The 11,952-nt window shown below is 62.5% G+C and carries 11 protein-coding genes; 9 read left to right on the top strand and 2 right to left on the bottom strand.

Annotation, left to right across the window (positions count from 1 at the left end):
* Positions 1-75 precede the first annotated feature (75 nt).
* The 4 genes from ACMDB8_RS11015 (at position 76) to ACMDB8_RS11000 (ending at position 6,167) form a co-directional block, all read left to right on the top strand.
* Positions 76-2,202, top strand: a complete 2,127-nt coding sequence (locus ACMDB8_RS11015) for a TonB-dependent receptor family protein (RefSeq protein WP_409079322.1) — start codon at positions 76-78, stop codon at positions 2,200-2,202.
* An 87-nt stretch (positions 2,203-2,289) separates the two neighbouring features.
* Entirely contained in the window at positions 2,290-3,567 is a 1,278-nt protein-coding gene (locus ACMDB8_RS11010; protein WP_056722948.1) for a tyrosine/phenylalanine carboxypeptidase domain-containing protein, read from the top strand.
* 156 nt (positions 3,568-3,723) lie between these two features.
* Entirely contained in the window at positions 3,724-5,253 is a 1,530-nt protein-coding gene (locus ACMDB8_RS11005) for a DUF3300 domain-containing protein (protein WP_056722949.1), read from the top strand.
* Positions 5,254-5,333: 80 nt separating this feature from the next.
* Positions 5,334-6,167: a DUF2950 domain-containing protein gene (locus ACMDB8_RS11000; RefSeq protein ID WP_056722951.1), complete on the top strand. Its 834-nt coding sequence runs from the start codon at positions 5,334-5,336 to the stop codon at positions 6,165-6,167.
* 42 nt (positions 6,168-6,209) lie between these two features.
* Here the strand turns inward: ACMDB8_RS11000 and ACMDB8_RS10995 are convergent, their stop codons facing one another.
* Positions 6,210-6,713 carry a GNAT family N-acetyltransferase gene (locus tag ACMDB8_RS10995; RefSeq protein WP_409079321.1) on the bottom strand — a complete coding sequence of 168 codons (504 nt, stop codon included), beginning with the start codon at positions 6,711-6,713 and terminating at the stop codon, positions 6,210-6,212.
* Positions 6,714-6,870: 157 nt separating this feature from the next.
* Between ACMDB8_RS10995 and ACMDB8_RS10990 the strand changes: the two genes are divergently transcribed.
* Genes ACMDB8_RS10990 through arsH form a run of 4 tightly spaced genes read left to right on the top strand, consistent with a single transcriptional unit; the run spans position 6,871 to position 9,728 of the window.
* Positions 6,871-7,218, top strand: coding sequence for a metalloregulator ArsR/SmtB family transcription factor (locus tag ACMDB8_RS10990; protein ID WP_056722953.1), 348 nt, complete (start codon positions 6,871-6,873; stop codon positions 7,216-7,218).
* A 23-nt stretch (positions 7,219-7,241) separates the two neighbouring features.
* Complete coding sequence (locus ACMDB8_RS10985; protein ID WP_409079320.1) at positions 7,242-8,525, top strand: arsenic transporter; 1,284 nt, start codon at positions 7,242-7,244, stop codon at positions 8,523-8,525.
* A 28-nt stretch (positions 8,526-8,553) separates the two neighbouring features.
* Positions 8,554-9,024, top strand: a complete 471-nt coding sequence (locus tag ACMDB8_RS10980; protein ID WP_056722955.1) for an arsenate reductase ArsC — start codon at positions 8,554-8,556, stop codon at positions 9,022-9,024.
* Positions 9,025-9,035: 11 nt separating this feature from the next.
* A complete protein-coding gene (gene arsH / locus ACMDB8_RS10975; protein ID WP_056722956.1) occupies positions 9,036-9,728 on the top strand; it encodes an arsenical resistance protein ArsH in 693 nt (230 codons plus the stop codon).
* 116 nt (positions 9,729-9,844) lie between these two features.
* On the opposite strand, the gene ACMDB8_RS10970 is transcribed toward arsH, so the two are convergent.
* Complete coding sequence (locus ACMDB8_RS10970) at positions 9,845-10,672, bottom strand: hypothetical protein (RefSeq protein WP_409079319.1); 828 nt, start codon at positions 10,670-10,672, stop codon at positions 9,845-9,847.
* 441 nt (positions 10,673-11,113) lie between these two features.
* On the opposite strand from ACMDB8_RS10970, the gene ACMDB8_RS10965 reads away from it, so the two are divergent.
* Positions 11,114-11,890, top strand: a complete 777-nt coding sequence (locus tag ACMDB8_RS10965; RefSeq protein WP_056722964.1) for an ABC transporter substrate-binding protein — start codon at positions 11,114-11,116, stop codon at positions 11,888-11,890.
* Positions 11,891-11,952: the final 62 nt, after the last annotated feature.

Here is an 11,952-nt window from a genome sequence, read left to right as displayed (position 1 = left end):
TTGCCATGTGCTCCCTTCGTACCTTCTTGCGTCGCACTGTTCATTGCCCGTTCCCGTACGTCTGGAGTTTTCCCAATGCCCTCGCCTCATTCCTTGCCCGCTGCGCTGCTGGGCCTGGCCCTTGTTTGTCCGGCCATGACCGAGGCGCAGGGCCTGGAGCTGGGACAAGTGCTGATTGGCGCCGAGGACCAGAGCGACGAAGACCAGGGAATCGAGGACGCCAGGGCCCGGCTGGCCCAGGTGCCCGGAGGCACTAACGTGGTCGACATGCGCCGTCCGTTGCAGGGCCGCGTGGCCAGCAACCAGGATGTGCTGGCTTACCAGCCGGGGATCTATGCCCAGTCGGCGGGTAACGAAGGGGTGAAGATCTCGATCCGCGGGTCGGGCATCAACCGTGCCCCGGGCGCCCACGCCTCGGGGCTGTACACCCTGCTCGACGGTCTGCCGCTGACCGGTCCCGGCGGCACGCCCTATGAATTGCTGGAACCGCTGTGGCTCGACCATGTGGAAGTGCTGCGCGGCGCCAACGGGTTCGACCGGGGCGCCCTGGCCCTGGGCGGGGCCATCGATTATGTCAGCCATACCGGCTACGACGCGCCGAAGTTGCAGGTACGCTACGCAACGGGCAGTCACGGCTATCAGCAGCGTCAGGTCAGCTCCGGACAGGTGCTGGGTGACTTCGATTACTACGTGGCCATGACCGACGCCAACGCCGACGGCTACCAGGACCACACGGCCAGCGAGAGCCAGGGGGTCATCGCCAACTTCGGTTACCGCTTCAACCCCAACCTGCAAACGCGCTTCTACCTGCGCCACCGCCAGACCGACAACGACCTCGCGGGACGGGTGACCAAGCACTCCATCGAACACGACCCACGGGCGGCCAACCCGGCCTACGTGGCGCGGGATGACCGCCGCGACGAGCCGGGCAGCACCTTTATCGGCAACAAGACCACTTGGTACATCGATGACGATTCGAGTATCCAGACCGGCCTTGTCTACCACGACTACCCCATGGACTTGCGCGAGGGCCCCAACCGCCTGAAGGTGGCATACACCGATGTCAGCGGCACGTTCGACTACAAGCGTCGCGACACGCTCTGGGGGCTGGAAAGCCAAAGCACCCTGGGCCTGCGAATGACCAAACACCTGCCCAACGCCGGTGCCAGCGAGTTCGTGCGCATCCCCACCGGCAATACCGCCGGTTATGCACCGGGCACGCTGATCCGCAACTTCACCTACCAGGGCTCGGACACGGTCCTGCATGCCGGCAATGACCTGGAGATCGCCGACGACCTGTGGCTGACCACCGGCCTCGCCGCGATCTACACCCGCCGTGAAAGCGATGTCACCTACCCGCCGGAAGGTGGCAAGACCAGCCTGCACGACTGGGACTACGCCCCACGCGTGGGCCTGCGCTACCAACTGACACCGGACCTGCAACTGTTCGGCAATCTCAGCCGCTCGGTCGAGGCACCGCACCCGTGGTCGCTGATCTATAGCTCGAACATCCGATTCCCCGCAGGCAGCGGCGTCGCCACGGGCGCCCAGCGCCAACCGGTCACGCTGCAAAACCAGACCGCCACCACCCTGGAAATCGGCGGTCGCGGGGACAGCACGCTGGGACAATGGAGCCTGGCCTGGTACTACGCCCAGGTGCGCCACGAACTTCTTTCGGTGCTGCCGGACGCCAACGCCACCACGCCCTACGAACTCAACGCCAGCCCCACCGTGCACCAGGGTGTGGAAGCCAGCCTGCTGAGCCCCCTCTGGTCGCCCGACGATGGCGGCCAGTTGAGCCTGCGCCAGAGCTATACCTTCAGTGACTTCCATTACCGCGACGATGAACGCTTCGGCGACAACCGCCTGCCGGGCCTGCCGATGCACTATTACCAGGGCGAACTGCGCTACGACTGGCCACAAGGCTTTTTCGCCACGGTCAACACGCAATGGGTGTCCAAAGTGGCGGTCGACTACGCCAACAGCTACTACGCCGATCCCTACGCCCTATTCGGCGCGACGCTGGGCTACAACGCACCCAAGGGTGACTGGCAGACCTGGCTGGACCTGCGCAACCTGACCGACAAGCACTATGCCGCCACGGTCACGCCGGGCTACGACGACAAAGGGCTGGACGCGGCACGCTCCACCCCGGGGGAAGGCATGGCGATGTACCTCGGGGTGTCGTGGAGCCTGCTCTGAGGCCGCTTGCCTGTCTTCGCAAACGTACGCAACCGCACGCGACGACTAAGCTTTTGTAACGCCACTTCGTCTCTCAAGGAGCTATCCATGAGCGCCGCCGCCCTGTCCGAACTCGATGCCGCCCTGCCCGGCCTGACCCGCAAGATCCGCGTGCTGGATGCCCTGTCCTGGCCGGACGGCGTCGAGGAAGACTTCCTGACGAAATGGCGCGGCGGGCGGGCCGAGCTACCCAAGGTCGAGTTGCAGCCCCGCGACCACAGCGCCGACATCGCCGCCCTGGAAACCTTTATCAGCCATTGCGATGTGGGGCATCCGGCCGGGAATTTCCTGGCCATGACTGCCCGTAGCTATGCCACGGCCGGACACATGCTGGGGGCCATTGGCACTCCTGCCTTTACCCAATATTCGTCAGCGCTGTACCGGCGTCCGGACTTCTATTACACACGCCTGCAACTGAGCATGCTCGACGCGGCCCGGTTCTTCCTCAAGACCACCGACGCCCTGCTGGGCGGTGCGCGGATTCCACCCTGCCCGGCCGAGATCCCGGCCAAGGCGTTCGCCGCCTGGATTCAACCGGAGCTTGACCGCTTCTTCGGCGCCGGACAGATCACAGTCGTGCTCGATCCGAACCTGGCCGCCAAGGCTATCGCCGGATCGAGCCGCATCCGCCTGCGGGCCAGCGCGCTGTTCTCGGAACTGGACAAGCATCAGCTGTTGCAACACGAAGCCTTCGTGCATGTCGCCACGGCACAGAACGGCGCGCGCCAGCCCAACCTCACAAGCCTGGGCCTGGGAGCGCCCCGCACCACCCAGACCCAGGAAGGCATTGCCACCCTGGCCGAACTGTTCACCGGCAGCATGGACATCAACCGCCTGCGTCGCCTGGCCCTGCGCGTGCTCGCCGTCCAGCAGGCACTGGAGGGTGCCGACTTCATCCAGGTGTTCGAAGGTTTTCTGGCGGCCGGGCAGACAGAAGAGGAATCCTTCCGCTCGACCCAAAGGGTATTGCGCGGCACCGACCTGCGGGGTGGTTCGGCGTTCACCAAGGATGCCGCTTACCTGACCGGCTTGCTCGGTGTCCACACCCTGCTGCGTATCGCAATTCGCGATAACCGGCCGGAACTGGTGGGGCATCTGTTTGCCGGGCGCCTCAGCCTGGGTGACACCGTGCGCCTGGCGCCCCTGTTCGATTCCGGCTGGCTCAAGGGGCCGGTCTATCTTCCTGCCTGGGCCACCGACCTGCGCCTGCTGGCCGCCAACCTGGCCTTCTCGGCGTTCATCGCCCAGATCAAGCTGGATGTGCTGGACCTGGATGTGTTCATGGCATTCGCCGAAGAACACGAAAGCGATGCCAGCGCCCAGTGATCGACGCGCAATTTTACAGGCAGCCTTGACTCTCCAAATCAACTGCTACCATTAGGAAGCGGTGTCGAGGCCAGGCTCTGTGGCTTGCAAAGTCGGCTTCACCTGCCAGGGATTGGTCCACCCACTTCAAGCCTGCCTGACCCCATGGGGGGTGCAATGCACAATCCATTACTTTACGCGTTGTCGGCTGTACTGTTCTTGAGCGGATCGTCCTGCCTGGCACTGGATACGAATGGGACCGCCGCCACACCGACAGCCGCCGCTGCCCCCGCTCCGGCAAGCGCGACCACGGCAGCGCCCGCCGCCCCGGTGGCCAAGGATCCGGTGTTTACCCAGGAACAGCTGGATCAGATGCTGGCGCCCATTGCGCTTTACCCGGACCCACTGTTTGCACAGGTGCTGATGGCCTCCACCTACCCCGGGGAAGTCGGCGAGGCGGTCAGTTGGTCCAAGGCGCACCCCGACGCCAAGGGTGACGATGCGGTCAGACAGGTGGCGAACCAGCCCTGGGATCCGAGCGTGCAGGCGCTGGTCGCCTTCCCGCAGGTTCTGGTAATGCTGGGGCAGGACCCCGTCTGGGTCCAGCGCCTGGGTGATGCCTTCCTGGCGCAGCCCGACGATCTCATGGAAAGCGCCCAACGCTTGCGTCGCCAGGCACAGGCCGCCGGCAATCTGCAGAGCAACCAGTATCAGAACGTGACGATCCAGAATGTCGCGCCGTCGGCACCGGCGACCACGAACGCGGCACCGGCCCCTGAAGCGGCCCCGGCCAGCAACTCCACCATCATCATTCAGCCTGCCGATCCGCAGGTGGTGTACGTCCCCACCTATAACCCGACAACCACCTACGGCACCTGGGCCTACCCGGCATCGCCGCCCGCGTACTATCCACCGCCACCGGCCTATTACCCCGGTCAGGCGCTGATGGCCGGACTCGCGTTTGGCGCCGGTGTGGCGATCGTTGGATCCTTGTGGGGTGAATGTGACTGGGGCAATAACGACGTCGACATCGACGTCAATCGCTACAACAACATCAATGCCAACAACCGGATCAACAACAACAAATGGCAGCACAACCCGGTGCATCGCAATGGCGTGCCCTATCGGGACAATGCGAGCCGCGCACAGTACGGTCGCCAACTCAATGGTGCCAATCAGCGGGAAGCCTATCGCGGAGACAATGCCCAACGCGCCCAGGCCCGTGAAAATGCCCGCACCTCAATGGACAAGCACGGTATCGAACGACCTGCCACCAGCAACCGCGAAGCCCGTGATCAAACGCGCAAACTCCAGTCCGCAACTGCGGGCGGCGATCGACGGCAGGCCGGTGCAGACAGGCCCAAGGCAGCGGACAGAAGCCAGGGCACGACCAGAAACACCCGGGAGAACCAGCAGCCCAGGAGAGAGACCCAGCAGGCCAGGAACCAGAGTTCCCAGTTGAATCAGCGCCGGGAAGGCTCCGCGCAGACGCGGCAAGCGACGAACAAACGGCCCGCCGCCAGTGCCGGCAGTGCCCGCAACAATGCGTTCGCCGGCGCACGGTCACCGTCCCAGGCCAACGTCCAGGCCAATCGAGGCCGGGCCAGCCAGGCATCCGCCCAACGCCCCAGTGCCTCGCGATCAGCCGGTCACCAGGTCAGCCGGCCGTCCAATCCACCAGCGCGTCAAAGGGGGGGCCGCCGTTGAAAAACCATCCTCGATTGAAGGGACTCACGGGCTTGCTCCCTCATGTCCTGGTTATAGCCGCCGGCTTGTTGTGGTCGTGCATGGCGACGGCACAGCAGGCCTTTCCAACCCCGGAAAAGGCCGCCGAAGCCTTCGTCGAGGCACTGGGCACGGAGCACTCCGACCAGGTACGCCTGACCGAGCTGCTAGGCAGCGACTGGCACAGCTACATCCCCCGCGAAGGCGTGCAGCGCGAAGATGTGGATGCATTTTTGCAGCAATACCGCGAGCAACACCACATTGAAAACACCAGCGACCGCAAGGCCATCCTGGCGGTTGGCAGCAACAACTGGACACTGCCCATCCCCATGACCAAAGCCGCGGACGGTTGGCGCTTCGACATGAAGGCCGGCAGTGCCGAGATCCGTGCACGTCAAATCGGCCGCAATGAACTTGCCGCGGTGCAATCGGTGCTGGCCTATCACGATGCCCAGATGGACTATGCGTCAGTGGATCGGGACCATGACGGCGCACTCGAGTATGCGCAGAAAATCTTCAGCACCCCCGGCCAGCACGACGGACTCTATTGGGCCGAAGACGACAGCGACCAGATCAGCCCGTTGGGGCCATCGTTCGGCAAAGCCATTGCCGATGAAGAGTGGCACGGCTACCGCTTCCGCATCCTTAATGGCCAGGGTCCTTCGGCACCTGGCGGCGCCTACAGTTACCTCATCGGTGACAAGATGAGCCGGGGCTTTGCGCTGATCGCCTGGCCGGTGAAGTACAACGACACCGGCGTGATGAGTTTCATGATCAGTCATGAAGGCCAGGTGTTCGAGAAAGACCTGGGGCCCGAGAGTGAAAAACTGGCTCTGGCGATGAAGCGCTTTGATCCGGATGACAGCTGGAAAGAGGTGGCTGAGGACCAGGAGTAGCAGGCGCGACCTGCTGCAAGCCTTCAGAACGGCTCAAGGCAGTTATCTGATCGACAGGACGAATCGGTCTTCGCCCCCGGTGTTGTCGTTACAGGAGGGTTGCTCAAGCTTGAATCCGCACCGATCCAGAACTTTTCTGGAACCGGCATTCTCCCTGAAAGCATACGCAACCAGTTGCACCAGTCCCCAGCGCATCCGTGCCTCCTGGATCAGGTGTCTCAACGCCAGTGTTGCCAGCCCCTGGCCGCATGCGCGCTGATCAATCCGATAGCCCACCTGCGCAGAACCCGTCGATGAATCGATGCTTTTCAGATTGGCTCGACCGACGATTCTCTGACTGCAATCCTCGATGACAAAGGGGTGCCAGGCGCCGATGGAAAAATCGGACAAATAGCTTTCGATATGATCGGCGACACCCTGCAACGAGTAAAAAGCAGGGTCGCGCGCATCGATATGGGATTCGAACCATTCACGGTTGTGGATTTCGAAAGCCAGCAACGCTTGAGCGTCAGTCATTTTCAGCTCGCGTACGCTAAACGATTCCATTCACCACCTCTCCTTTGTCTTGTGCCGAATTGGCTCGAGTCTATCCCATACCTGAACATCCTGGCCGGACCGAGCCTTACCTTCTCAGTCAGAGCGGCTTGCACAAAACATATGGAGAATCGTATATTCGAATAACCATATGTATCGAGCCACGCCAATGCTCAATCCTGCCGCCGTATTCAAATGCCTGTCCGACGAAACCCGCGCCCGGGCCACCTTGCTCATCACCCGTGAAGGCGAGTTATGCGTGTGTGAGCTGGTCTGCGCCCTGGACGACAGCCAGCCCAAGATTTCCCGCCATCTTGCCCAGCTTCGCGGCTGCGGCCTGCTTCTCGACCGCCGCCAGGGACAGTGGGTGTATTACCGACTGAACCCCGAACTGCCCGCGTGGGTTCGCGACGTTCTCGAGACAACCTTGCTGGCAAACGCCGACTGGCTTGCGAACGACAGTACTCGCCTTGCCGCGATGGGCGACCGTCCGCTCAACACTTCCGCCTGCTGCTAACCCTTCATTCATCGAGACTGTGCATGTTTACTGCGTTTACCATTTTCCTGCTCACCATGGTGTTGGTCATCTGGCAACCCAAGGGCCTGGGCGTCGGCTGGAGCGCCTCCCTGGGGGCCGTCCTGGCCCTGCTGGCAGGCGTCGTGACGCTGGGCGATATCCCACTGGTGTGGGGCATTGTCTGGAACGCCACCGCGACCTTCATCTCGCTCATCATCATCAGTCTGCTGCTCGATGAGGCCGGGTTTTTCCAGTGGGCGGCACTGCATGTGGCGCGCTGGGCCAAGGGTGACGGGCGGCGCCTGTTCATCTTCACGATACTGCTGGGGGCCGGCGTATCCGCCCTGTTTGCCAACGACGGTGCCGCCCTGATCCTGACCCCCATCGTCGTTTCAATACTGCTCGCACTGCGCTTTTCGCCAGCCTCTACCCTGGCGTTCGTCATGGCGGCCGGTTTCATTGCCGACACGGCGAGCTTGCCCCTGGTGGTGTCCAACCTCGTCAACATCGTTTCGGCCGACTACTTCAACCTGGGCTTCAGCGAATACGCCGCCATCATGGTGCCGGTCAACTTCGTTGCCGTGGCGACCACGCTCGTGGTGCTGTACTGGTTTTTCCGGCGTGACATTCCCAGGCATTACGCGCTCGATGACGTGATGGATCCGCGACGCGCCGTGCGTGATCCCCTGACCTTCCGCGTCGGCTGGCTTGTCCTGGCGCTGCTGCTGATCGGGCTGTTTGCCCTGGAACCCTTGGGCATTCCCATCAGCGCCATCTCAGCGGTCTGTGCCGCGATGCTGTTCGCCGTGGCGGCGCGTGGGCATGTGATTTCAACGCGACGGGTACTGCGTGAAGCGCCCTGGCAGGTCGTGATCTTTTCACTGGGCATGTACCTGGTAGTGTACGGGCTGAAAAACGCCGGACTGACCACCTACATGACCATGGCCCTGAACTACTTGGCCGAATTCGGTATCTGGGGCGCCGCGCTCGGCACTGGCCTGCTCACGGCCTTGCTGTCATCGGGCATGAACAACATGCCCACGGTGCTGGTGGGTGCCCTGTCGATCCAGGCCAGCGACGCCACCGGTGTGGTGCGCGAGGCCATGATCTACGCCAATGTCATCGGTTCCGACCTGGGCCCCAAGATCACCCCTATCGGCAGCCTGGCCACCCTGCTCTGGCTGCATGTCCTGGAGCGCAAGGGCATCCGCATTACCTGGGGTTACTACTTCAAGGTCGGCGTGGTCCTGACCCTGCCGATCCTGTTCATCACCTTGTCTGCCCTGGCCCTGCGCCTGAGCGTCTAGCCCTGTGCGACTGCAAAGAGGAATCACCATGCGCGTTCTGTTTATGTGTACCGCCAATAGCTGTCGCAGCATCCTGTCCGAAGCCATGTTCAACCATCTCGCCCCCGAAGGTTTTGAGGCGGTCAGTGCCGGCAGCTTCCCCAAGGGCCAGGTGTTGCCCCGCAGCCTGAGCACGTTGCAAGAGGCCGGCATCGCCATCGACGGTTTGAGCAGCAAAGGCAATGAGGCGTTCGAAGCCAACCCGCCGGACATCGTCATCACGGTCTGCGACAAGGCCGCCGGTGAGGCGTGCCCCGTGTACTTCGGGCCGGCGCTGAAAGCTCATTGGGGCCTGGAAGACCCATCGGACATCAAGGGCGATGAAGCGACGGTATCGGCGGCGTTCCACTCAACCCTGGCGCACATCGAAACGCGTTGCCGGGCATTGCTCGACCTGCCTTTTGCACAACTTGACCGCGATGCGCTGAAGCGGGAACTCGACCGCATCGGCACGCTTTGACCGGAGCCCCCATGACCCATCCCCTGCCCAATCTCGACACGTCACTGACCCAGCCCATCGCCGGACGCGACGACCAGCACAAGCCACGCATCCTGCTGCTGTACGGCTCGACTCGTGCACGGTCGTTCAGTCGCCTGCTGGTCGAGGAAGCGGCCCGGTTGCTCGAACACTTCGGCGCCGAGACTCGGATCTTCAACCCATCAGGCCTGCCGCTTCCGGACGACGCGCCCTCCGATCACCCGAAAGTCCAGGAACTGCTCGAACTGATGCAATGGTCCGAAGGCCAGGTCTGGTGTTCGCCAGAGCGCCACGGCTCCATGTCTGCAGTGTTCAAGGCGCAAATCGACTGGGTGCCGTTGGCGTTGGGCGCCGTTCGCCCGACCCAGGGGAAAACCCTCGCGGTCATGCAGGTCTGCGGCGGTTCCCAGTCCTTCAATGTGGTGAATCAGCTTCGTGTGCTGGGCCGCTGGATGCGCATGTTCACCATCCCCAATCAATCTTCCGTGCCAAAGGCTTTTCTGGAGTTTGACGACGCCAATCGCATGAAACCCTCGTCGTTGTACGACAGGGTGGTGGACGTCATGGAGGAACTGGTGAAATTTACCCTGCTGCTACGGGATCGCCCCGATCTGGTAGACCGCTACTCGGAACGCAAAGAGTCCGCAGAGGAACTGACTCAGCGCGTGAATCAGCGGTCGATCTGACTGTAGAAATGTTCCCCCAGGCCCGATAACCGAAAAAAGTCGCAAACCCCACGACGTTTCAGGGCTTGCGACTCTTTACTGCTATGCCTGCGGTGTTCATTGCCGAACGTGCAGGCTTAGTTCTCTACCTCGACCGCGTCGAAATCCGGCTCGTCCGGGGCATCCGGGGCGTCCGCCATATCTTCCCTGGCGTCCTTCGCCACGGCCTTGGCGGCCTCTCTGGCTGCCTTCGCCTCGGCTTTGGCGGTGTCCCTCGCGGCATCCGCGGTAGCCCGGGCAGCATCCCTGGCGGCATCTGCGTCGGCCTTGGCCGCGTCCCTCGCTGCATCTGCAGCGGCACGGGCAGCGTCCCTGGCGGAGTCTGCGTCTTCGTCCGCCAAGCCAGCAGCTTTTGCGGCATCCCGGGCTGCATCAGCTTCAGCCCTGGCGGCGTCCCGGGCGGCATCCGCAGTCGCTTTTGCCGCATCACGGGCTGCATCCGCAGTCGCTCTGGCCGCGTCACGGGCTGCCTTGTCATCAGCCTTGGCAGCGTCCCGGGCTGCATCGGCGGCATCGTTGTCTGCATCGTGATCAGCGTCGTCAGCGTCGTTGTCATGGGCATTGCCCGGGCCTTTGTTCCCGGCTACACCACCATGGTCAGCGTCGCCGCGCCCCGGACCTCCATGACCGTCACCGTCATGGCCGGCAGCGCCATGATCGCCACCCTTGGCTCCATCACCGCCAGCACCGTGACCGCCTCCACCGTCACCACCTCCATCACCGCCGTGGCCACCACCTCCAGCGCCGCCACCGCCACCGCCACCGTGACCTCCACCGCCTCCACCGCTGCCGCCATCCTTGGCATACACGCTGGAGAAACTACCGATGTAGTCGGGCACCAGGACAGTCGATGCCGACAGGACTCCACCGATGGCCAGAGCCAATAAACATTTCTTGAGCAGCATGATGCACCTCCGCATGGAGTTGCGTACTCATCTCCGTATCGAACGCAATGTCCAGTGAGTTCCCGGCCGCCCATTGGAGCAGCCGGCCAACCGGCACGGCCATCAATCTGCAGCATTATCGAGCTGCTGCGGTATCCGCACGATCCCTGAAAGCCAGCTGGCATCGTTGCGTGGGAAACATTCCCACATTTTTTTTGGATAAGTACTTTCAGCCCGAGTTCAAAAAAACAGCTTCAGGGACTGACGCATGGGTTGAGCAACCACTTCAACCCGACTCATTGGAGCATCGCCATGCCGCAAACTGATATGATTATTTTCAGATATCTTGCATATAGAATTTTATTGTGTCATTTATAGCCTCGCCGATCACAGGACTGATCCACCGCGCCAACCCGGATGGCGGGCACCCGTTCCCCCAAATGCCCTCCAGGAGTCAACAATATGAACAAGACAGAACTTCTAGGTGCTCTGGCGCTATGCGCCTTCAGTTTCCTGGCACATGCCGACGAAGACAGCCTGCGTATCGGTATCGAAGCCGCCTACCCGCCCTTCTCCTTCAAGACACCCGAAGGCAACGTCAGCGGGTTCGACTACGACATCGGCAACGCCTTGTGCGAAGAAATGAAGGTCAAGTGCGAGTGGGTCATTCAGGAGTTCGACGGCATGATCCCGTCGCTCAAAGTGCGCAAGATCGATGCCGTGCTGTCGTCGATGTCGATCACCGAAGACCGGATGAAGTCCGTGGACTTCAGCAAAAAGTACTACCACACGCCGGGCAAGTTCGCGATGAAGGCCGGCAACGTGATCAATGACCCCCTGATCGACCTCAAGGGCAAGAAAGTCGGCGTGCAACGCTCCTCGACTTACGATCGCTTTGCCACCGAGCAACTGGAAAAAGCCGGCGTCGTCGTGGTGCGCTACGGCTCACAAAATGAAGCCTTCCTCGATCTCGCCTCGGGTCGTCTGGACGCCACCCTCGCCGACATCGTCAACACCGATGAGAGCTTCATCAAGACACCCGCCGGCCAGGGCTTCGCACTCACGGGGCCCGACATCAACGACCCGAAGTATTTTGGCCGGGGCGCCGGGATCGCCGTGCGCAAGGGCGACAGTGCCAACGTTGCGCGCCTGAGTGCCGCGATTGACGCCATTCGCGCCAATGGCAAGTACCAGCAAGTGATGACCAGGTACTTCGCGTTCGATATCTACGGCGAGTAGGCCTTACCCCTGCCCCACTGACCCCAGCCCCGGCGCCGGCCCTGCGCAGGCACCTGTCGGGG

Source organism: Pseudomonas monachiensis (assembly GCF_047345015.1).
Taxonomy (GTDB): Bacteria; Pseudomonadota; Gammaproteobacteria; order Pseudomonadales; family Pseudomonadaceae; genus Aquipseudomonas; species Aquipseudomonas monachiensis.
This window is presented reverse-complemented; position numbering and strand designations above follow the sequence as displayed.

What these genes read in the sequence shown, in the direction of transcription:
- ACMDB8_RS11015 (WP_409079322.1), top strand. Translation starts at nt 76, where the DNA reads ATGCCCTCGCCTCATTCCTTGCCCGCTGCGCTGCTGGGCCTGGCCCTT.
- ACMDB8_RS11010 (WP_056722948.1), top strand. Translation starts at nt 2,290, where the DNA reads ATGAGCGCCGCCGCCCTGTCCGAACTCGATGCCGCCCTGCCCGGCCTG.
- ACMDB8_RS11005 (WP_056722949.1), top strand. Translation starts at nt 3,724, where the DNA reads ATGCACAATCCATTACTTTACGCGTTGTCGGCTGTACTGTTCTTGAGC.
- ACMDB8_RS11000 (WP_056722951.1), top strand. Translation starts at nt 5,334, where the DNA reads ATGGCGACGGCACAGCAGGCCTTTCCAACCCCGGAAAAGGCCGCCGAA.
- ACMDB8_RS10995 (WP_409079321.1), bottom strand. Translation starts at nt 6,713, where the DNA reads ATGGAATCGTTTAGCGTACGCGAGCTGAAAATGACTGACGCTCAAGCG.
- ACMDB8_RS10990 (WP_056722953.1), top strand. Translation starts at nt 6,871, where the DNA reads ATGCTCAATCCTGCCGCCGTATTCAAATGCCTGTCCGACGAAACCCGC.
- ACMDB8_RS10985 (WP_409079320.1), top strand. Translation starts at nt 7,242, where the DNA reads ATGTTTACTGCGTTTACCATTTTCCTGCTCACCATGGTGTTGGTCATC.
- ACMDB8_RS10980 (WP_056722955.1), top strand. Translation starts at nt 8,554, where the DNA reads ATGCGCGTTCTGTTTATGTGTACCGCCAATAGCTGTCGCAGCATCCTG.
- arsH (WP_056722956.1), top strand. Translation starts at nt 9,036, where the DNA reads ATGACCCATCCCCTGCCCAATCTCGACACGTCACTGACCCAGCCCATC.
- ACMDB8_RS10970 (WP_409079319.1), bottom strand. Translation starts at nt 10,672, where the DNA reads ATGCTGCTCAAGAAATGTTTATTGGCTCTGGCCATCGGTGGAGTCCTG.
- ACMDB8_RS10965 (WP_056722964.1), top strand. Translation starts at nt 11,114, where the DNA reads ATGAACAAGACAGAACTTCTAGGTGCTCTGGCGCTATGCGCCTTCAGT.